Origin of the sequence: Gemella sp. 27098_8_149, assembly GCF_041433745.1 — a bacterium.
Lineage (GTDB): Bacteria > Bacillota > Bacilli > Staphylococcales > Gemellaceae > Gemella.
In genome coordinates this window covers 34,492-57,019 of the sequence record NZ_JAPWCB010000013.1, presented here as the reverse complement: position 1 = coordinate 57,019, position 22,528 = coordinate 34,492, and the positions used below count along the sequence as shown (strand labels likewise).

Below are 22,528 nucleotides of genomic sequence, written 5' to 3'. Positions count from 1 at the left end.
GAGTTTTTAATCGTCTTTATTATTCTTTTTTCTCCAGATTAGGAAGAAAATTATAGCGATTATTATGATTATACCAATGTATGCACCATAATTTTTAACCGCTTCTCCTGTGTTAGGAAGAGTATTTAGTGATAGTAGATTCATCTTAAATCCTCGTTATTATTTTTCTTCTTTTTGTTCAGGAGTTTTGTTTAGAACTTCAGTCTCAACGCGTTCTTTAACTGATTCTAAAGTTTCAGTTGATTTATTAGAGAAATTTTCAACTTTTTCTTGAACATTTGATTCGTCAACGTCTTTTTTGATGTTAGAAACTTGATCTTTAATTTTTTCGAAAGAAGAAAGTGCTTTTTCTTTATAAGCTTCTACAGAAGGTTTTAATTCTTCAACGATTTTTTTAGCATCCCCTAGATTTTCTTTAACTTCTGCAGTGTATTCTTTTACGTTAGATACATGTCCTTTAATATCTGTTACATTATTAGATAATTCTTTTCCGTAATCAACAGCATCGTTGTATTTATTCTCTAAAGCATTTTTAGCTTTTTTAAGATTTTTTACTAGGTCGTTGTATAGGTAGATTGCCGCTTCTTCAACACCGTTTTTCTTAGTGTAGCGAATCATACAACGTGTATAACCATAGTAATCTTTAGATTTTTTCTTAACATATTCAGCATGTTCTTCGACTTTATTTGGATTTTTTGAATAATAGTTAGCAACGGCTATTCCTGTACCGATTGCGAATAGTTTTGATAATTTTGACATACAATTTTTCCCCTCAATATATTATTAGATTAATTATAACATATAAATATTTAAATTTAAATAAAATAGATATCGAGTAACTCTATTTTAATAATTTGGTAATAAATGTTATTAATATCACATAATATATCTAATTTAAAAGTAAATAACTGAATATATTAAAAATATTATTACACATTAATTAATGATAACGCTTGAATTAATGTGTAACATATTGTATAATAAAAATTATGATACAAGAAGGAGGAACAATGAAACTTACGGAAAGACACAAAGCTATAATTGAAATAGTAAAGAATTTTGAGCCGATAACGAGTGATGAAATTGCAGAAAAGCTTTCTTTGGGGAAATCTACTTTAAGAAATGATCTTGCGGTCTTAGGGATGTTAGAAATTTTGGAAGCAAAACCTAATGTTGGATATTACTATAATTATAACTTTTCACCAGGAGAAGTACGCGAGGAAATTAAAAGTAAATTAGTTAAAGATGTAATGGGAATAGCGATAACAGCTAAAAGTACAGCGAACTATTCTGAGGTATTATCAAAATTATTTATTTATGATGTAGGGACTATTTTTATTGTAGATGAGAATAATCACCTTGCTGGTGTAACATCTAGAAAGGATATGCTGAAATTATCTAGAAATGCTGATGGACAAAATCTTCCTATAGTATTAGCAATGACACGTGTTCCGAATGTTATATACATATATGAAGATGAGTTAGTTACTGATGCATTAAGAAAATTAATTTTACATGAGATTGATTGCTTACCTGTTGTAAGGGATGAAAAGGATGGTAAGGTAATCGTCGGGAAAATATCGAAAACTACATTAATTAAGTTATTATTAGAAATATTGGAGGGATAATATGTTAACTGTACATATAATTTCTGACTCTATAGGAAATACTGCAAAAGATGTAGTAGATGCAGCATTAGTGCAATTTTCTTATGAAAATAAACAATATAAAGTACTTAAGAATTCGAATGTTTGTACAAAAGAAAAAGTAGATTGTATTATATCCAATGTTAATGATGGAGATGTAATTGTGCAAACTTTAGTTGATGGTGCTTTAGCAAGCTATGTGAAAGAAAAAGGGTTAGAAAAAAATATAAAAGTTATAGATCTATTAAGTGAAATGCTCAGTACTTTCGAAGAAAAATTAGGAGTAAAGGCGGAAGGAAATCCTGGTTTAAATAGAAAGATGGGAGCTGAGTATTTCAAGAGAATAGATGCTTTAGAATTCGCTGTGAAGTATGATGACGGGAAAGATATAAATGGTCTAAAAGAAGCAGATGTTATAATCTTAGGTGTATCAAGAACTTCTAAAACACCATTAAGTTTATATTTAGCAAATAGAAATATAAAAGTTATGAATGTTCCTATTATTCAAGATTTAATACTGCCAGAACAACTATATGAAGTAAAAAGAAAAGTAATTGGTTTAACAAATTCGGTAGAACAACTTAATAAGTTGAGGGAAGAAAGACTAAAAACTCTAGGGGTAGTTGGAAATTCGGATTATACAGATGAAATCCAGATTTTTGAAGAGTTAGAATATGCTCTAGAGATTATGGGAAAACTTGGATGTCCGATAATAGACGTTCAAAATAAAGCTGTAGAGGAGACAGCTGAATTAATAATTGGGATTATGAGAGAAAGAGGCCAAGAGGTTTAAACAAAAATAATATAAAACGAAATTTTATAGAATAATAAAATTTTATAGGGGGATCTTAAAATGTCAAAAAAATATGTTTATAATTTCAGCGAAGGAAACAAAGATATGAAATCTTTATTAGGAGGAAAAGGAGCAAACCTTGCAGAAATGAAAGGTTTAGGAATTAGTGTTCCTCCTGGTTTTACTATTACCACAGAAAGTTGTAATAGTTATTATGAGAATGGGGAAAGAATTAAACCTGAGATTTTAAAACAGATTAATGAACAACTTGAAATTTTAGAAGAAAATATTGGGAAAAAATTAGGAAGTATAGATAATCCTTTATTAGTGTCTGTTCGTAGTGGCGCAGTATTTTCTATGCCAGGAATGATGGATACTATTTTAAATCTTGGATTAAATGATGAAACTACTATAGCATTAGCTAAGAAAAATAATAACTATCGCTTTGCATATGATAGTTATAGAAGATTTATTCAAATGTTCTCAGACGTTGTTATGGATGTAGAAAAATATAAGTTTGAGGAAGTTTTAACTAGAGTTAAAAATGCTAATGGCTACGAGCAAGACAGCGAATTAAATGAGAAAGATTTATTCAATATTGTTGAAGAGTTTAAGGTAATCTATAAAAAAGAAGTAGGTCGTGAGTTTCCTATGAGTGTAAAAGAGCAGCTTATGCTAGCTATTGAAGCTGTTTTTAAATCATGGAATAATAATCGTGCTAAAGTTTATAGAAGATTACACAATATTAGTGATAAACTTGGTACTGCTGTAAATATTCAAGCTATGGTGTTTGGTAATATGGGAGATAATTGTGGTACTGGTGTTTCATTTAGTAGAAACCCTGTAACTGGAGAGGATGAACTTTTTGGTGAATACCTAATTAATGCACAAGGGGAAGATGTTGTAGCTGGTATAAGAACTCCTAAAAATATTAGTGTCTTAAAAGAGGATATGCCACATTTATATAAAGAATTTGTTGAAATTTCTAAAAAATTAGAACAACACTATAAAGATATGCAAGATATTGAGTTTACTATAGAAGATGGTAGATTGTATATTCTTCAAACAAGAAATGCAAAAAGAACACCAAATGCAGTAGTTGAAGTTGCGGTATCATTGGCGGAAGAAGGTGTAATTTCTAAAGAAGAGGCGATTTTAAGAATAGGAACAGAAGAAATTAATAAACTTCTTCATGCTACATTTGAGGAAAAATCATTAAAAGAAGCTAAACAATTAACTCAAGGGTTAGCAGCATCACCTGGAGCAGCAGTTGGTAGTATTTATTTCACAGCACAAGAAGCAGTAGAAGCGGCGAAAACAAAACCTGTTATTTTAGTAAGGGAAGAAACTTCTCCAGAAGATATTGAAGGTATGATTAGCTCGGAAGCTATTGTAACTTTACGTGGCGGTATGACATCACACGCTGCTGTGGTAGCGAGAGGAATGGGTAAATGTTGTGTCTGTGGTTGCCAAAATATGATTATTAATTATGCTGAAAAAACTCTAAAAATTTCTGGGGTAACATTACATGAAGGTGATACAATCTCAGTAGATGGAAGTAGTGGTAAAGTGTATCTTGGTGAAGTAGATAAAGTTGATGCTAAATTTAGTGATAGATTCAATAAACTTTTAGGATGGGCTGATGGAATTAGAGAACTTAAAGTACTAGCAAATGCAGATAATGAAACTGATACTAAAGTTGCTTTTGAGTTTGGAGCTGAAGGAATAGGATTATGTAGAACAGAGCATATGTTCTTTGAAGAAGATAGAATTAGTCTAGTTAGGAAAATGATTTTAGCAAGTGATACTAATGAGAGAATTAGATTCTTAGATAGATTACAACCAATTCAAAGTGAAGATTTCTACAGGATTTTCAAAGAAGCTAAAGGTAAATCTGTTAATATAAGACTGTTAGATCCACCGCTTCATGAATTCTTACCAAAAGATGAAAATACTGTAAAACTTATTGCCGAGGAAATAGGTGTGAGTGTTAACCAATTAGAAGCGAAAATAGCTAGTATTGCAGAATTCAATCCTATGATGGGACATCGTGGTTGTCGACTAGGGATTACATATCCAGAAATTTACTTAATGCAGGCGAAAGCTATTAGTTCTGCAGCAATTAGAGCTCGCAAAGAAGGTATTGAAGTAAATGTTGAAATTATGATTCCTTTAGTAGGTTTAGAAAAAGAACTTGCAGTATTACGAGAACAAATCGTTGAACTTGTGGAAAAAGAAATTCAATTGTACAATGCAGATTTCAAATATAAAGTAGGAACGATGATTGAAATTCCACGAGCTTGTCTAATTGCAGATAAGATTGCAGAACATGCAGATTTCTTCAGTTTCGGTACTAATGATTTAACTCAATTAACATTTGGTTACTCTAGAGATGACGCTGAAAAATTCATTGATATTTATAAGAAAAAAAATATCTTAGAGTCAGATCCATTTGTTCATCTTGATGATAGTGGAGTACTAGAACTTATGAAACTTGCGGTTGAAAAAGCAAAAGCTACTAAACCAGGTATTAAACTTGGAATCTGTGGAGAACATGGTGGAGATGAAAGATCAATCTTACTATGCTCAAAAATAGGACTAGGATATGTATCATGTTCACCATATAGGGTAATTATTGCTAGAATTGCGGCAGCTAAGGCAGCTATAAAAAATATTGAAGCAGCAGTAAATAAATAAAATTTCTATAGAGAAGCTATCGACTCAAGATAGCTTCTTTATTTATGTATTATAATGAGCTTTAGAGTATAATAGTAAATTATTTAAATTTGATATTAATTATTAAGCATATAATTGAAAGAGCTTGGCTTATGTTACAATATTGTTAAATAATAGTTAATATATGCAAAGTAAATTGATTTTTTTCCCAATATACATTAAAATTAATGTAGTATATTATGACATTTTATTATGAAAAATTAATATGAATAAAGTGAAAGTTTAAATATATAAAAAAGAGAGGATATACTATGGCAGAAAATAATAACAATCGGTTATCAAGAAGAGATAGACACTCTCACGAAAGAAAGAGTGTTATGCCAGGTGGATATATATCTAGAGAAAATACTAATCCAACGAACAATGGTCAACCAAGAAGGCCATTAACAAATGAAGAAATAATGAGAAGAAGCGGACAAGGGAAAAATCGTCCTGTTCAGCCGCAAAATCCTCAGCAACCTGATAGAGGAAAAAGAACAGGAGGTCCGAGAAGACCGACAGGTCCAAATAGAATAAGTAATCCAAATTCTAAAAAGAACAATAAAGCATTATGGATGAAAATTATTAGGTATGGTTTATATGTAGCAAGTGTTGCTATTATATCAATTTTCTTATTATGTGTGTTCTGGATATACCAAGCACCGGCATTTGATTCTAAAATCTTAGATAATAATTCAAGAACAATTGTTTATGATACAAATAACAATGAGGTGGCGAAATTAGGTAACCAAATTGGTGAGAATTTAGAAACTGCGGATATACCACAAAAAATGCAAGATGCTATCTTAGCAACAGAGGACAATAGATTCTTCGAACATGGTGCGGTAGACTTTAGACGTCTAGTAGGAGCAGTTGTGTCAAACTTAACTAGTGGTTTTGGTTCACAAGGGGCATCAACTATTTCTCAACAATTGATTAAGAGAACCTTCCTTGACGATAATAAGAGTGTAAAACGTAAAGTTCAAGAAGCATACCTTGCATATAAACTTGAGCAAAACTATGATAAAGAATCAATATTTACAATGTATGTAAATAGAATCTACTATTCAGATGGGGTTTACGGCTTAAAAACCGCTGCGAAATATTATTATGGGAAAGAATTAAATCAACTTACTCTTCCTCAAATGGCTCTTTTAGCGGGAATGCCACAGCACCCTAATACTTATAATCCTTACGATAATCCAGAGGCTGCTAAGGCGCGTCGTGATACGGTGTTATACTTAATGCAGTATCATGGAAAAATATCAGAAGCTGATTCACAAGCTGCTCAAAAAACAGATGTATTATCAGGAATAATAGAGCGTGATGAAAGTGAACGTGTATTACTATCAAGTGAGTTCGATTCTAAATATACTTCTTACATGAATCAAATTGTAAATGAATTGAAAAACAGTAAAGAATACAAAGACTATGAAGGAGATGTCTTAAACTTAGGACTTAAAATTTATACAAACTTTGATTCTAAGATTCAAGACACTTTAACTGAAAGTGTTAATGCAAACTATGCTGGAATAAAACAAGCAAGTAACGTTGCAATGGTTGTATTAAATAATGAAAATAGTGGTATTGCTGCTTTATATGGTGGTAAAAAACAAACGTTCCATGGATTTAATATTGCTACTCAAGCGAAACTGCAACCTGGTTCATCGATTAAACCGATTTTTGCATATGGACCTGCGATTGAGTACTTAAACTGGGGATCTGATCATACTGTTAATGATACTAAGATTCAAGGTTCACAAATTCAAAACTGGGATAGACAATTCCACGGTAATATAACTATTAATAATGCATTAGTATGGTCATATAATATACCAGCTATTAAGACTTACCAAGAAGTAGGATTTAATAGAGTAAAACAATATGCTGCTAATGTTGGAATGAATATTACTGATGATTCAATTACTACTCCAATTGGAGGAAGTAGTGATGGATTCTCACCACTGCAAATGGCAGGTGCTTATGTTCCGTTTAGTAATGGTGGATACTATGCAACACCTAAAGCTATTAAGAAAGTATATGATAGTGAGGGAACTGAAGTGAAAAGCTTCAGTACAGATGATAGAAAACGAGTTATAAAAGACTCTACAGCATACATCATGACATCTATGCTAAGAAACGTAGTTAATGGAACTGCAGCTAATGCTCGTATTAGTGGAGCTGATATGGCGGTTAAAACAGGTACTACTACTTTCGGAGAAGGTGAAGCTCAGAAATACGGTTTCGATATAAACAACTATTCTAAAGATTCTTGGACAATAGGTTACACTAGTAACTATACAATGGCTGTATGGCAAGGATTTGATGCAATAGATGGTCCTACTAAGTATATGACTCAAGATGATACTCAGAAGACACAAGCGTTGTATCGAATTAATATGCAAAATATTGTAAGAATTCATCCTCCAAAAGGATTTACGGTTCCAGGAAATGTTGGTTCTATAAATGGAGGAGTTAAGATTATTACAGAAAGTGAGCGTCGTCAAATAGAAGAACAAAACAAACGTGAGCAAGAAGAAAGAAGTCGTGAGAATAACAACGATAACAACAATAATCGTAATAATAATTCTGATGATGATAATTCAAATAATAATCAAAACGATACATCAAATGATAACAACAATAATTCATCATCAAGAGGAAACAACAATAATACTGTTGCGACTCCAGGTACAAGAAACAATAATGGAGTAAATAATGGTGTTAATAACAATACAAATAGGAATACGAGATAATTAGTCTCTTAACTACTGTAAGATTATTTTCTTACAGTAGTTTTCTTTTTATTGATATTTTAAAATACTACACAAAAAATTAGAAATGGTGTACAATATAGAAATGGAGCAGTTTATTTGTTCTTTGTTTAACAGAATATATTATTCCATAAAACTTATATTATTATAAAGATGGATGTGAAGCTATGAAGAAAAAATTAGTTATAATTACAGGAATAAGTGGAGCAGGGAAAAATACAGCATTACAAGTCTTTGAAAATCAAGGGTATTTTTGTACAGATAATTTACCTGGATTAGTTGTAGAAGATTTTTTAAGAATAATAGAAGAAAAAGATATTGATAAAACAGCGATAAGTATTGATATAAGAAGTAAACATATTTTTGTTGATTTAAAAGAATTATTAAAAAAACTACAACAAAATGAGTACTTTGATGTAAGAATCTTGTTTTTAGATAGTGATGATCAAGTCTTGGTAAATAGATATAAAGAAACTAGAAAAAATCATCCTTTATCTACAGAATTTAGTTTACTTGAAGGTATAGCGCAAGAAAGAAAAGATATGAATGATATCAAAGGGATTGCGAATTATATTTATGATACTACAAATACTTCTGTAAAGGATCTGAAGAAAAAAATACTAGAAGACTTTGGAATTGAGAAGAAAGATAGTTATCATATTACAATCTCAAGTTTTGGTTACAAATATGGGGTTCCAATAGATGCAGATAATATTGTCGATGTTCGTTTCTTGCGAAATCCGTTCTATATAAACGAATTAAGAGAAAAAACTGGTCAAGACAGTGAAGTATATGATTATGTTTTTGAGGATGAAGTTACTCAGGAATTTTATGATAAATATTTAGAGCTTATGAAGTTTATGGTAGATAAGTATCAATATGAGGGTCGCGATAAAGTTGCTATTGCAGTAGGATGTACTGGTGGGAAACACCGCTCTGTAAGTGTAGCTAGAAAATTACATGAAGATATTTCGAAATTAGGATATAGGGTGTATTTAGAACATCGCGATATTAATAAGGGTAGGTAGGAAAATGAGAACTAAAATAAAAGTAGTTACTATTGGCGGAGGAACTGGTTTGTCTGTTCTTTTAAGAGGATTAAAGAAATATCCTCTTGAGATAACTGCTGTAGTAACAGTAGCAGATGACGGAGGAAGTTCTGGTAAGATTAGAAGTGATATGAATATTCCTTCACCGGGAGACATTAGAAATGTTATTGCAGCGTTATCTGATGTTGAACCGTATTTAGAAAAAATGTTTCAATATCGTTTTGATAGTGGAGAAGTTAAAGGGCATCCTGTTGGGAACCTAATGATAGCGGCTATGACTGATATTCATGGTGATTTTTCTACTGCGGTAAAAGTTATGAGTAGAATTTTAAATGTACGTGGAACTGTTTTGCCGACTACTAATGATATAGCGACATTAAATGCTGTATTATCAGATGGAGAAATTATTCGAGGAGAATCTTCTATTACAAAAGCTGGAGGAGTTATTGATCATGTATACATTACTCCTTCTAGAGTTAAACCTAATGAAGATGTGCTTAGGGCAATAGAAGAAGCCGATTATATTATTATGGGACCAGGAAGTTTATATACTTCTATAATACCTAACTTAGTAATATCTAAGGTTTCAGAAAAAATAAGAGAAAGTAATGCTAAGAAGATATATGTTTGTAATGTTATGACTCAACATGGAGAAACAGATAATTATACAGTTTCAGACCATATAGTTGCGATAAATAAACATGTAGAAGAGAATATTTTTGACTTAGTAATTGCTAATTCACGTGAGTTTGATGATAGTATTTTATCGAAATATCACAAAGAAAAACAAGAACCGGTCAAAATCGATCAAGAGAAAATTGAAGAGTTGGGAATAAAATTAATAAAAAATAATGATGTAGGAATCGTTGATAATAATACGATTAGACACAATGCAGACAAAGTTTCTGAATTAATTTACGATTATATTATAGACGATAAGCCAACAATGATTTATAATAAAAGGTGAGAAAACAAATAAGGAGAACCAAAAATGCACTTAAAATTTGATTATTCGAAAGCACTTAACTTCTTTAACGAACAAGAAGTGAAAAATATGGAAGGTTATGTGAAAGTTGCTCACGATCAATTACACAATAAAACTGGAATTGGTAGTGACTTCTTAGGATGGGTTGATTTACCAACTAACTACGATAAAGAAGAATTCGCTAGAATTAAAGAAGCTAGTAAAAAAATTCAAGGAAATTCTGATGTACTTGTTGTTATCGGAATTGGTGGATCTTACTTAGGAGCTCGTGCAGCAATTGAAATGCTTAATGATAGTTTCTATAACTTCTATGAAAAAGATAGAAAAACTCCTCAAATCTTCTTCGTAGGTCACACTATTTCTTCAAGTTATACTCAAGAGTTAGTGAATTACTTAAAAACTACAGGAAAAGATTTCTCTGTAAACGTAATTTCTAAATCTGGTACAACTACTGAGCCTGCGATTGCATTCCGTATCTTCAAAGAATTACTTGAAGAGAAATATGGAAAAGAAGGAGCAAGAGAAAGAATCTTCGCTACTACTGATAAAGCTCGTGGAGCATTAAAATCATTAGCTGATGATGAAGGATATGAAACATTTGTAGTACCTGATGATATCGGTGGACGTTTCACAGTTCTTACTGCAGTAGGGTTACTTCCAATTGCTGTAAGTGGAATTGACATTGATAAAATGATGGCTGGAGCTAAATTAGCTCAAGATGAACTTTCTTCACCAGATTTAAGTACTAACATTGCTTACCAATATGCTGTAATGCGTAACGTACTACAACAAAAAGGTAAACTAATCGAAATTCTTGTTTCTTATGAACCATCAATGGTTTACTTCAACGAATGGTGGAAACAACTTTACGGTGAGTCTGAAGGTAAAGATGGAAAAGCATTATACCCATCAAGCGTTTGCTTCTCAACTGATCTTCACTCTATGGGACAATATGTTCAAGAAGGACGTCGTATTCTAATTGAAACTATCTTAAAAGTTAAATCTCCAAATAAAGATATTGAACTTAAAGAAGCTGAAAATAACTTAGATGGACTTAACTACCTAGCTGGAAAAACTATGGACTTTGTAAATACTAAAGCATTTGAAGGAACTCTTCTTGCTCACACTGATGGAGGAGTACCTAACTTTGTAGTAGAACTTCCAGATATGAGCGAGTTTACATTCGGATACTTAGTATACTTCTTCGAAAAAGCTGTAGGTATTTCTGGATACATGCAAGGTCTAAATCCATTTGACCAACCAGGAGTAGAAGCGTATAAGAAAAATATGTTTGCTCTTCTTGGAAAACCAGGATTTGAAGACTTAAAAGCAGAATTAGAAGAAAGATTAAAATAATCTCGAATAAAATAAAAACTGATAGAGGAATAATTTTCCTTTATCAGTTTTTTTTTATGTATATTTAGATAATTTAATTTTACTATTCAAATATTTTAAGTATGGTGGCGGACGGTTCCATCTAACTTTAATTGTCATTTAGACAATTAAAGTGGATATTACACCTTAAAATTAGGCCTCTAGTCTTAATTTTACCGATGGAACTTTTCAAGTTCCATTTTCACCATTACAAAATATTTGAGTAAAATTAATAATACTAGTTAAATATTAATAAATTGATTTGTTAATCAAGTTTATATTTTTCTTACTGTTTTGTAGTAGCTGAAGTGAAACACTTTTGTGTTTCACAGCGAGGGTACAGACTCAAAAGTACTAGGTTTAAAAATAGTTTTCATGAAAACTCATAGACGCAGTGGTTTATTGATATCTAAATTCGCTCTATAAAAGCTTTTTAGATATCTAATAAACTGTGCGAGGGTGACTCGACAAAATCGATTTCTTCGAAATCACGATTTTTGAGTCACTCCTTCTAACCGGAATATCCTTTTGAGATAACAAAAGATATGAAGGTGTCGCAAGCTACAATTAAAACAGTAAGGATAGTTTAAAATTAAAAACAAAAAAAAGAACGACTCTATAAATTCGATTCTAATAAAATCGTAATTTACGAGTCGTTTTTATCTTTTTGCCATAGTTACAAATGTGAATTTATCTGGTCTATATGTTAGTATTCCGTATTGTAGTATATTTCCATTTGATAAATATGTGATACTCTCAACAACAGCGACCATATTATATTCACCTAAGTCCATATGTTGTTTTTCTTCTTCAGTAGCATATCTAAATGAAATTTCACGTCTTGACTGTGTGATATTTAGTCCTAATTCCTTTTCCAAATATTTATAAATAGAAGATTCAGCTATTTCTTTGTTAATAAATGGAACAAGTTTACGATCGAAATAAGATACTTCGTATTCTAGTCGTTCGCCGTTTATTAATCTACTACGACTAACTCTGTAAAAATCATTATCTTCGTCAGATCCGAAAATATCCATTATCTTTTTATCGCCTTGAATGATATAAAGGGATTCTAAAGAAGTTTTAATTTCGTATTTTCCATCGATATTTAGTTCAGAAGATGTTTTAATATTTCCAAGATAGTTATTTTTAATCCTACCATGACCAAGAATTAAAGAATTCTTACCTTTGATTTTTTGAATATAACCATTAATTTCTAATAATGATAGAGCTTTTCTGATAGTATCTTTAGAATAACCATATTCTTTAACTAGCTCATTTTCACTCGGTAATTCAGTATTACGTTTATATACTCGAGTGTCAATTTTTTCTTTTAAGTCTCTGTAGACTTGTTTGTATTTGCTCATTTACTATTAACCTCTCAAAGTTTATCTATATTATTATAAATGTACAAGGATTAAAAATCAAGAAATATGTAAAAGTTTTATAGTGTTCCGAACATTTACGTATAGGTTACATAACTAAATAAAAAGAATTACATAAATGTGTTGACAAAATGTAAGTGTTTTATTATAATAATTATTGTTGATTAATAAGAACTTATTTTGTACAGACAAGTTAAAAATAAAATGGAGGAAAATAGGATGACAAAACGTTCAAGTGGTGTTTTAATGCATATTACATCATTACCAGGTGAATTTGGAATAGGAACATTTGGTAAAAGTGCTTATGATTTTGTTGATTTCTTAGAAGAAACAAAACAAACTTATTGGCAAATTTTACCATTAACAACTACAAGTTATGGTGATTCACCATACCAAAGTTTCTCAGCTGTAGCAGGAAACTTAAATCTAATTGATTTCTCATTATTAAAAGAAGATGGATTACTTGAAGAAAGTGATTATGTAAATGTTAACTTTGGAGAAAATCCTGAAAAAGTTGATTATGCATTATTATTTGAAGCAAGAAGACCAATTCTAGAAAAAGCAGTTGCTAACACTAGTAAAAACAATGAAGTATTAGCTGAAATTGAAAAATTTGAAGCTGAGAACTCAAGTTGGTTAGCTGATTATGCTGAATATATGGCTATAAAAGAAAGTTTTGGATATAAGAGCTTTATTCACTGGGATGAAGATATTAAAAAAGGTGAACAAGCAGCTCGTGAAAAATATCGTACAGAACTTCAAGATAGTATAAGATACTACACAGTAACTCAATATTTCTTCTTTAAACAATGGTTAGCACTAAAAGAATATGCTAATGAAAAAGGAATCAAAATTATTGGAGATATGCCAATTTATGTAAGTGCTGATAGTGTTGAGATGTGGACTATGCCAGAACTATTTAAAGTTGACGAGAACAATGAACCACTTTATGTAGCAGGATGTCCTGCAGATGATTTCAGTCCTACTGGACAACTTTGGGGTAATCCAATCTATGATTGGGAAAAACACAAAGAACAAGGATTCTCATGGTGGATTTACCGAGTTCAAGAAAGTTTTAAAATCTATGATGTACTTCGTATCGATCACTTCAAAGGATTCTCAGATTTCTGGCAAATAGATAAAGATGCAGAAAATGCAGTAAATGGTACTTGGGAAGCTGGTCCTGGAATTGAATTATTCCAAAAAATTAAAGAACAATTAGGTGATTTACCAATCGTTGCAGAAAATCTAGGATTTATCGATGCTAAAGCAGAAAAATTATTAGATGATTCTGGATATCCTGGTATGAAGATTCTTCAATTTGCTTTCCCTGGAGAAGATAATCTAGATCGACCTCATCATTATACTCAAAATAGTGTTGCCTACACAGGAACACATGATAACGATGTAGTTAATGGGTGGTATGAAAAACTAAGCGAATCAGAAAGAGAACTAGTTTCTGAATACTTAAACCGTCGTGATGATGAAACAATTACTGAAGCAATGATTAGAGGAATCTACTCTTCAGTAAGTGATTACGCAATCGTAACAATGCAAGACTTATTAGATAAAGATGCAACAAGCAGAATGAACGTTCCATCAACAGTTGGAGGAAACTGGGAGTGGAGAATGCTTGCAGAAGATTTAACAGAAGAGAGAAAAGAATTTTTAAGAAACATTACAGTAAGATATTCAAGAGAGAGGGTATAAAATGTCATTTAGTAAATATGTATTAGAAAATACAAATAAAGAACTAAGTAATTTAGATAATAAAGAAATATATGTACAACTATTAAATTATGTAAAAGAAGAAGCTGATAAAAAAGCTTTAAACTCTGATAAAAAGAAAGTTTACTACATTTCAGCAGAATTTTTAATTGGTAAACTATTATCAAATAACCTAATTAACTTAGGAATCTACGAAGAAATCGAAAAAGAATTAAACGCAGCTAACAAACGTCTTAGTGATGTTGAAGAAGCAGAATTAGAACCATCACTAGGTAACGGTGGTCTTGGGCGTTTAGCATCTTGCTTCATCGATTCTATCTCATCTTTAGGAATCAATGGTGATGGAGTCGGATTAAACTATCACTGCGGATTATTCAGACAAGTATTTGTTAAAAATGAACAACATGCAGAGCCAAACTTCTGGATTGAAGATTCTTCATGGTTAAGAGACACTGATGTTAAATACACAGTACCTTTCAAAAACTTCAATTTAACTTCATCACTAAAAAGAATTGACGTATTAGGGTATAAAAAAGATACTAAAAACTACCTAAACTTATTCGATATCGAGTCAGTAGATAGCAGTATTATTGAAGATGGTATTAGTTTTGATAAAACTGATATCGAGAAAAACTTAACATTATTCTTATATCCAGATGATAGTGATAAAAATGGTGAATTACTACGTATTTACCAACAATACTTCATGGTATCAAACGCGGCTCAATTAATTTTAGATGAAGCAATTGCTAAAGGAAGTAATGTTCACGATCTATACGAATATGCATATGTTCAAATTAACGATACTCATCCAAGTATGGTAATTCCTGAATTAATTCGTTTATTAACTGAAAAACACGGAATTGAATTTGAAGAAGCATATACAATCGTTCAAAAAATGACTGGTTACACAAACCACACTATCTTAGCTGAGGCGTTAGAAAAATGGCCATTAGCATACTTAGAAGAAGTGGTGCCACACTTAGTAACAATCATCAAACAATTAGATGCAGTTATTAGAGAAAAATATGAAGGTGAAGATATTCAAATCATCGATAAAGATGACAGAGTACACATGGCAAACATGGATATTCACTTCTCTAACAGTGTAAACGGGGTTGCTTACCTACACACTGAAATTCTTAAAAACTCTGAGTTAAAACACTTCTATGAATTATATCCAGAGAAATTTAACAACAAAACTAACGGTATCACATTCAGACGTTGGTTAGAGTTTTCTAACAGACCGTTAGCGGCTTACTTAAAAGACCTAATCGGTGATGAATACTTAACAGATGCAACTAAATTAGAAAAACTATTAGCATTTGTAGATAGTAAAGAAGTAGCAGCTAAATTAGAAGAAATCAAACACGAGAACAAACTTGTTCTTAAAGAATACCTAAAAGAAACTCAAGGTATCGAATTAGATGAAAACAGTATTATTGATACTCAAATCAAGAGATTCCACGAATATAAACGTCAACAAATGAACGCTTTATATGTAATCAAAAAATACTTAGATATTAAAAATGGAAAATTACCAGAAAGAAAAATCACAGTATTCTTCGGTGGTAAAGCAGCACCAGCTTACATTATAGCTCAAGATATCATTCACTTAATTCTATGTCTATCAGAATTAATTAACAATGATCCAGAAGTAAACAAATACTTAAATGTATTCTTAGTAGAAAACTATAACGTAAGTGTAGCTGAAAAATTAATACCAGCAACTGATATTTCAGAACAAATTTCATTAGCTTCTAAAGAAGCAAGTGGAACTGGTAACATGAAATTCATGTTAAACGGAGCATTAACTCTAGGAACACTAGATGGAGCTAACGTGGAAATTGATGAACTAGTTGGACGTGAAAATATCTACATCTTTGGTAAAGAAAGTGATGAAATCATTAAACTTTACGAAACTGCTGGATATGTTTCTAAAGAATATTATGAAAAAGATGGTGTTAAAGAGGTTGTTGACTTTATCGTATCTGAAGATTTAGTTAAACTTGGAAACAAAGAAAGATTAGAAAGACTATACAACGAACTACTTAATAAAGACTGGTTCATGACACTTATTGACTTTGAGGAATATTACGCTAAGAAAGAAGAAATGTTAGCAGATTACGAAAACCGTGAATTATGGATGAAGAAAGTTATTGCGAACATTGCAAAAGCAGGATTCTTCTCATCTGACCGTACAATTGCTCAATACAATGAAGATATTTGGAATAAAAAATAATAAATAAAGAAGTGGGGAACATTAAATGAGACTATTAACAATTAATGTACATAGTTGGTTAGAAGAAAATCAGCTTGAAAAATTAGATATTTTAGCAAAGGTAATTGTAGAAAAAAATTATGACGTGGTTGCCATGCAAGAAGTAAATCAATTGATTAATAGTAAAGATGTTCACGATGGAATTAAAGAAGATAATTTTGGGAAATTATTACTTGATAAGATAAGAGAATATGGAGAAGATAGTTATAATTACTATTGGACATACTCTCATATTGGATTTGATAAATTCGAAGAAGGTTTAGCGATATTAGCTAAAGGTGAAGTTGTTGCCGTAGAGGATTTTTACTGTACGGCACAACAAACCGTAACTTCTATCGAATCGAGAAAAATTTTAAAAGTCGATCTTAAAATAGATAATGAGATCGTAGAATTTTACAGTTGTCATATGAATTTGCCAACATGTAAAGGGGAAGACATAGATCAAAATCTTAATAACCTAATTAATTATACAGATAACAATAATCTTAAAGTTTTCATGGGAGATTTCAATACGGATTATTTCCATCAAGTAGATGATTATAAAAGAATACTTGATAAAGGATTATACGATACATATGAATTAGCCGAGAAAAAAGACGGGGGCGTTACCGTATATAAAAATATAAGTGGTTGGGAAGATTCTATGTGTCAGAAAAAATTGGATTATGTTTTTATTAATAGAAAATTGGATGTAAAAGAAAGTTTTGTTATATTTAATGATGATAATTATCCAATAATTTCTGATCATAATGGCTTAGAAGTAACATTAGCAGAAAAATAAAAAAAGGAGGAAAATGTTATGTTACAAAAAATTCAGCGCTTTGGTGGCGCGATGTTAATGCCATCTATTTTATTCGCATTCTTCGGATTAGTAGTTGGATTAACTTCAATCTTAAAAAACCCTAACTTAGTAGGGAGCATCGCGACAGAAGGTACTCTTTGGTACAACTTCTGGTTCGTAGTAGAACAAGGGGGATGGACGATCTTTAACCAAATGCCAGTAGTATTCGCACTTGGTATTCCAATTGGTCTTGCTAAAAAAGCAAATGGTCGTGCTGCATTAGAAGCGTTCTTAATCTACATGGTTTATAACTACTTCATCAATGGATTCTTAACTCAATTTAAATTCTTTGGTGTAGATGTAACGCCAGCTCTTAAATTACCTACAGGTTTAACTAGAATCGCTGGAGCAATCACATTAGATACTTCAATCATCGGTTCTATCGTTATTGCATCTATCTCAGTATGGATTCACAATAAATACTTTGATAAAAAATTACCTGAATTATTAGGAATTTTCCAAGGATCAACATTTGTAATCTTAGTAGGATTCTTAATCATGATTCCAGCTGCATTCTTAACAGCTCTATTATGGCCAAAAGTTCAATTAGGAATTGCTGCATTACAAGGATTCTTAAAAGTTTCTGGAGTTGCGGGAGTATTCACTTACACATTCCTAGAAAGAATTTTAATCCCAACTGGATTACACCACTTCATCTATGGACCATTCATGTTTGGACCAGCAGTAGTAGAAAATGGAATCACAGCTTACTGGGTACAACACATCCAAGAGTTCTCTCAAAGCTCAACTCCATTAAAAGAGTTATTCCCTCAAGGTGGATTCTCATTACACGGTAACTCAAAAGTATTTGGATTACCAGCAGCAGCTTTAGCTATGTATGTAACAGCTAAAGACAGCAAGAAAAAAGTTGTAGCAGGGTTATTAATCCCAGCAGCACTTACTGGTTTCTTAACAGGAATCACTGAACCAATCGAGTTCACATTCTTATTCGCAGCACCAATGTTATTCGCTACTCACGCAGTATTAGGTGCATTAATGTCAGCAACTATGTACCAATTTGGAGTTGTAGGTAACTTCGGAAGTGGATTAATCGACTTCTTAGCTCTTAACTGGTTACCAATGTTCAAACACCACTCTTCACAAATGTTCGTTCAAATCGGAATTGGATTAGTATTCTCTGTAATCTACTTCTTTGTATTTAGATTCTTAATCCTTAAATTCCAATTAAGCACACCTGGACGTGAAGCAGATGATGCCGAAACAAAACTTTACTCTAAACAAGAGTACCGTGAAAAAGGTAAAGATGCACCAAAACCAGAAGTTAAAGATGATGCAGCTACTCATGATGACCAAGCTCTTATCATTCTTGAAGGTTTAGGTGGTAAAGATAACATCGTAGACGTTACTAACTGTGTAACAAGATTACGTGTTAATGTTAAAGATGAAAGCCTAGTTAAAGATGATGCATTCTTAAAACGTTCTGGAGCTCTTGGAGTTTCTCGTAACGGTAAAGCTATTCAAGTAATCATCGGGTTCTCAGTAGGACAAGTTAGAGAAGCTTTCGAAAAAGAATTACACAAATAAGATAATTAATCAAAAGAAACTGATGTGAAAGTCAGTTTCTTTTTTTGATATGATAGCAAGTTATCAGACATTATTTGCCTTCTATTCAAGAGAAGGTATACAGGAATTTGAGAGTGTAATAATATATGTTTAATTAGCGTGGGAAGATTATTAAACAGAGTGATTTAGGGTAGTTATAAAGGTATATTAAAGAAAAAAAATACTTAGCAAACATTGTCTGCTAAGTATTTTAATTTATATTAGAACGCTGGAGTAGCGTGTCCTTTTGGTTTAAGTTCTTTGTTAATATAATCTTTAACTTTTTCACTAGCTAATGCTTTTTTAACTGCTTGAACTTTAGCATCGTCTTTGTTATCTTCGCGAGCTACTAGTGAGATAGCGAATGTTAAGTCTCCTTCTTTTTCAAGAGCTAGACCGTTTTTATCAGGAGTTAATCCTAATTTAGAGATGTAAGTTGGGTAGTTAAATACTAAATCTTTTTCGTTATAAGCTTCGTTTAGGTTAAGTAAGCTTACTTTAGTAAATTTAAGGTGTTTTGGATTGTCTTTGATATCCGCTTCTGTTACTGTAAAGCTATTTGGATCTTTAAGAGTAATAACCTTAGCGTGATCTAATAAACGTAAAGCACGAGCTAAGTTTGTTGGATCTGAAGGGATAGCTACATCAGCACCATCTTTAAGATCTTTAATGTCTTTAAGAGTTTTTGAGTAGAATGCTACAGTAGCGTTGTAAATAGGTTGGATAGCTACTAGGTGAGCATTATTTTTTTGGTTAAATTGTTCCATGAATGGTCTGTGTTGGAAGAAGTTAGCATCAACTTCTTTATTGTTTAATGCAACGTTAGCTTGAACGTTATCAGAAACTTTAACGATTTCTAAGTTGTAACCGTCTTTTTTAAGATCTTCTTTGATCATTTCTAACATGTCTGTCATTGGAGAAGTGTGAGAAGCCACTTTTACAGTAACTGGTTCTTTCTTCTCTTCTTTTTTAGGTGCTTCAGTTTTGCTTGAACACGCTGTTAAAACTAATAATAAAGCAGCTAGGCTAGCTATAAATGAAATTATTTTCTTCATTATATATATCTCCTGTTAGTTATATTTTTTTATTTAGAGGTAAGGTTGTTGATTGTATATATTATAGATTTTGGATTAATAATAATAAATATTTATTAGAAAGCTGCAGTAGCTTTACCATCATAATTTTTTTGTAGGAAGTCTTTAACTTTTTGACTAGTTAAAGCTTTTTTCACTGCTTGAATTTTAGCATCGTCTTTGTTGTCTTCACGAGCGGCAAGAACACCAGCGTATGTAAAGTCAGCTTTATCTTCCATTAGAAGTCCATCTTTCATTGGTGTAAGGTTTAATTTAGCAATGTAAGTTGGGTAGTTGAATACTAAATCTTTTTCTGCATATGCATCACTTAAGTTTAAAAGACCAACTTCTGTAAATTTAAGATGTTTTGGATTATCTTTGATATCTTTTACAGTAACGTTGTAACTGTTAGGATCGTTTAATGTGATTAATCCACCGTGAGCTAATAATCTTAATGCACGCGCCATATTTGAAGCGTCAGATGGAATAGCTACATCAGCACCATCTTTAAGATCTTTGATGTTTTTAACAGTTTTTGAGTAGAAAGCAGGAATTGAGTTATAAACTTTTGCTACTGCTACTAAGTTAGTGTGATTTTTTTCGTTGTACTGTTTCATGAATGGTTCATGTTGGAAGAAGTTAGCATCGATTTCTTTGTTTGCTAAAGCAACGTTAGCTTGAACGTTATCAGATACTTTTACAATTTCAAGGTTGTATCCTTCTTTTTGTAAATCTTCTTTAACTAATTCTAACATGTCAGTAAATGGTGGGACATGGGCAGCAACTTTAATAGTTTTGTTTTCTTGTTTTTCTTCTTTTTTATCGCTAGTTTTGCTAGAACATGCTGTTAATACAAGCACAAGAGCTAAAAGACTAGCAACAATAGATAATACTTTTTTCATTAATCTATTTCTCCTTCTTATTTGTGAAACGTTTAGCTAATCCATAACCTATAGATTGAATAATAAATACATATATAATAAATATTATTACTATTAAATACATTAGATCATAATTGTATTCTTGATATCCATATCTGAATGCAAATTCACCAAGACCACCGGCTCCGATTACACCCATTACAGTAGTATATGCTAGTAAACTAATAGTAGTATAGGTGAATGATAAAATTAAGTTATCCATTGTAGCTGGTAATAAGAAATATCTAATAATTTGAATTTTAGTAGCTCCCATACTTATAGCTCTATCTACAATCTTTTTAGGAACATTTATAAGGGCTTGTTCAACAAATCGTGCATAGATACTTACACCAACTAGTGTAAGAGGCAAGATTGCTGCAATATTCCCAAAAGATGTTTTAAATAGAAATCTATTTACAGGAATTAATATGAATACAAAAATTAGAAACGGAACACTACGTAGGGCATTAAGAGAAATGCTAAGTCCTTCATAAACTGCTCTATTTTTTAATAAATAATCACGACTGAAAGCAAAAAGCATAATACCTAATGGTAGGGAAATGAAAAATACTGTTAACATAGAGTAAATCATCATATAGTTTGTTTCCCAGAATGCTTTCATAATACCATCGTAATTGGCTTTAAATAAATCAATCATTTAATAAAAACTCCTTTACGTAGTTATAGTAATTACTGTCGTAATCGTCTTTTGCATTTTTGTTAGGTACGACAATATCTTTAATAGTCGAATCATCGATAACTACTACTCGGTCACAAAAGTTCTTAAGTAATGAAAGGCTGTGAGAAATCATAACAATTGAAATGTCAGTTGTTGTACGCAATTTATTTAAAAGAGCGAAAATTTCTTTTTCACTATTAGTATCTAAGGCAGAACTAATTTCATCACAAAGTAGAACTTCAGGTTCTTGTAATAGTGCCATAGCAATAGCGACTTTTTGTTGTTCACCACCACTTAGGCTACCACAAAGACTATTTTTTAGTCTTGTAATATTCATGAATTCAAGAATATCATCTATTTTCTTTTTATCAACAGAAACCTTATTTAATTTGTATACTAGACTTAAATGATAATATACTGTTTTGTTATCAATAAGATTAGAGTGTTGGAATATATACGCTAGATTTTTTCTAGTATTTCTAAGGGTACTTGCATCCATACCTTTAATAGAAGAGTTTTTATATAGTATATCTCCGCTATCGTATGAAACAATCCCATTTATCATTTTAAGAATAGTACTTTTTCCTGTACCATTTCTTCCGATAATTCCAATAACTTCTTTTTTATTAATATCAAAAGAAATATTTTCTAATTTAAAGTTAGCATCTTTATATTGTTTTGATACGTTTTTTAATTGAACTATCATATTATACCTCCAATGA

Annotated in this window: 18 protein-coding genes; 11 read left to right on the top strand and 7 right to left on the bottom strand. The window is 31.3% G+C overall.

Annotated features, from left to right (window positions below; genetic code table 11):
* Window positions 1-6 precede the first annotated feature (6 nt).
* Both O3801_RS06490 and O3801_RS06485 read right to left on the bottom strand, forming a co-directional pair.
* Window positions 7-144: an LPXTG cell wall anchor domain-containing protein gene (locus tag O3801_RS06490; protein ID WP_048803180.1), complete on the bottom strand. Its 138-nt coding sequence runs from the start codon at window positions 142-144 to the stop codon at window positions 7-9.
* Between the two features lie 15 nt (window positions 145-159).
* On the bottom strand, window positions 160-759 hold the full coding sequence (locus O3801_RS06485) for a hypothetical protein (protein WP_371454445.1): 600 nt from the start codon (window positions 757-759) through the stop codon (window positions 160-162).
* 251 nt (window positions 760-1,010) lie between these two features.
* Between O3801_RS06485 and O3801_RS06480 the strand changes: the two genes are divergently transcribed.
* The 7 genes from O3801_RS06480 to O3801_RS06450 all read left to right on the top strand — a co-directional run bounded on the left by O3801_RS06480 (window position 1,011) and on the right by O3801_RS06450 (window position 11,318).
* Window positions 1,011-1,628, top strand: coding sequence for a CBS domain-containing protein (locus O3801_RS06480; RefSeq protein ID WP_294683094.1), 618 nt, complete (start codon window positions 1,011-1,013; stop codon window positions 1,626-1,628).
* A gap of 1 nt (window position 1,629) precedes the next feature.
* Complete coding sequence (locus O3801_RS06475) at window positions 1,630-2,439, top strand: pyruvate, water dikinase regulatory protein (RefSeq protein WP_371454444.1); 810 nt, start codon at window positions 1,630-1,632, stop codon at window positions 2,437-2,439.
* 60 nt (window positions 2,440-2,499) lie between these two features.
* Window positions 2,500-5,136, top strand: a complete 2,637-nt coding sequence (gene ppdK / locus O3801_RS06470; protein ID WP_371454443.1) for a pyruvate, phosphate dikinase — start codon at window positions 2,500-2,502, stop codon at window positions 5,134-5,136.
* A 290-nt stretch (window positions 5,137-5,426) separates the two neighbouring features.
* Window positions 5,427-7,910 (top strand): transglycosylase domain-containing protein, encoded by a 2,484-nt coding sequence (locus O3801_RS06465; RefSeq protein WP_371454442.1) that lies wholly within the window; start codon window positions 5,427-5,429, stop codon window positions 7,908-7,910.
* A 185-nt stretch (window positions 7,911-8,095) separates the two neighbouring features.
* A complete protein-coding gene (gene rapZ / locus O3801_RS06460) occupies window positions 8,096-8,956 on the top strand; it encodes an RNase adapter RapZ (RefSeq protein ID WP_294683098.1) in 861 nt (286 codons plus the stop codon).
* A gap of 4 nt (window positions 8,957-8,960) precedes the next feature.
* On the top strand, window positions 8,961-9,944 hold the full coding sequence (locus O3801_RS06455; protein WP_294683099.1) for a gluconeogenesis factor YvcK family protein: 984 nt from the start codon (window positions 8,961-8,963) through the stop codon (window positions 9,942-9,944).
* Window positions 9,945-9,968: 24 nt separating this feature from the next.
* Window positions 9,969-11,318 carry a glucose-6-phosphate isomerase gene (locus O3801_RS06450; protein ID WP_060914007.1) on the top strand — a complete coding sequence of 450 codons (1,350 nt, stop codon included), beginning with the start codon at window positions 9,969-9,971 and terminating at the stop codon, window positions 11,316-11,318.
* A gap of 677 nt (window positions 11,319-11,995) precedes the next feature.
* On the opposite strand, the gene O3801_RS06445 is transcribed toward O3801_RS06450, so the two are convergent.
* Window positions 11,996-12,703 (bottom strand): UTRA domain-containing protein, encoded by a 708-nt coding sequence (locus tag O3801_RS06445; protein WP_371454441.1) that lies wholly within the window; start codon window positions 12,701-12,703, stop codon window positions 11,996-11,998.
* A 237-nt stretch (window positions 12,704-12,940) separates the two neighbouring features.
* Between O3801_RS06445 and malQ the strand changes: the two genes are divergently transcribed.
* The 4 genes from malQ to O3801_RS06425 are packed head-to-tail and all read left to right on the top strand — an operon-like array spanning window position 12,941 to window position 19,116.
* Window positions 12,941-14,431 (top strand): 4-alpha-glucanotransferase, encoded by a 1,491-nt coding sequence (gene malQ / locus O3801_RS06440; RefSeq protein WP_371454440.1) that lies wholly within the window; start codon window positions 12,941-12,943, stop codon window positions 14,429-14,431.
* A 1-nt stretch (window position 14,432) separates the two neighbouring features.
* On the top strand, window positions 14,433-16,691 hold the full coding sequence (gene glgP / locus O3801_RS06435) for a glycogen/starch/alpha-glucan family phosphorylase (RefSeq protein WP_371454439.1): 2,259 nt from the start codon (window positions 14,433-14,435) through the stop codon (window positions 16,689-16,691).
* 25 nt (window positions 16,692-16,716) lie between these two features.
* Window positions 16,717-17,511: an endonuclease/exonuclease/phosphatase family protein gene (locus tag O3801_RS06430; protein WP_371454438.1), complete on the top strand. Its 795-nt coding sequence runs from the start codon at window positions 16,717-16,719 to the stop codon at window positions 17,509-17,511.
* A gap of 18 nt (window positions 17,512-17,529) precedes the next feature.
* The gene (locus O3801_RS06425; protein ID WP_371454437.1) at window positions 17,530-19,116 is read left to right on the top strand and encodes an alpha-glucoside-specific PTS transporter subunit IIBC; all 1,587 of its coding nucleotides are present in this window, start codon (window positions 17,530-17,532) and stop codon (window positions 19,114-19,116) included.
* A 239-nt stretch (window positions 19,117-19,355) separates the two neighbouring features.
* On the opposite strand, the gene O3801_RS06420 is transcribed toward O3801_RS06425, so the two are convergent.
* The 4 genes from O3801_RS06420 to O3801_RS06405 all read right to left on the bottom strand — a co-directional run bounded on the left by O3801_RS06420 (window position 19,356) and on the right by O3801_RS06405 (window position 22,512).
* Window positions 19,356-20,189, bottom strand: a complete 834-nt coding sequence (locus tag O3801_RS06420) for a MetQ/NlpA family ABC transporter substrate-binding protein (protein WP_294683105.1) — start codon at window positions 20,187-20,189, stop codon at window positions 19,356-19,358.
* 95 nt (window positions 20,190-20,284) lie between these two features.
* Entirely contained in the window at window positions 20,285-21,109 is an 825-nt protein-coding gene (locus O3801_RS06415) for a MetQ/NlpA family ABC transporter substrate-binding protein (RefSeq protein ID WP_294683106.1), read from the bottom strand.
* A 4-nt stretch (window positions 21,110-21,113) separates the two neighbouring features.
* Window positions 21,114-21,785 (bottom strand): methionine ABC transporter permease, encoded by a 672-nt coding sequence (locus tag O3801_RS06410; RefSeq protein ID WP_003146663.1) that lies wholly within the window; start codon window positions 21,783-21,785, stop codon window positions 21,114-21,116.
* Window positions 21,778-22,512: an ATP-binding cassette domain-containing protein gene (locus O3801_RS06405; protein WP_294683107.1), complete on the bottom strand. Its 735-nt coding sequence runs from the start codon at window positions 22,510-22,512 to the stop codon at window positions 21,778-21,780. The genes O3801_RS06410 and O3801_RS06405 overlap by 8 nt, the downstream gene beginning before the upstream one ends.
* Window positions 22,513-22,528 lie beyond the last annotated feature (16 nt).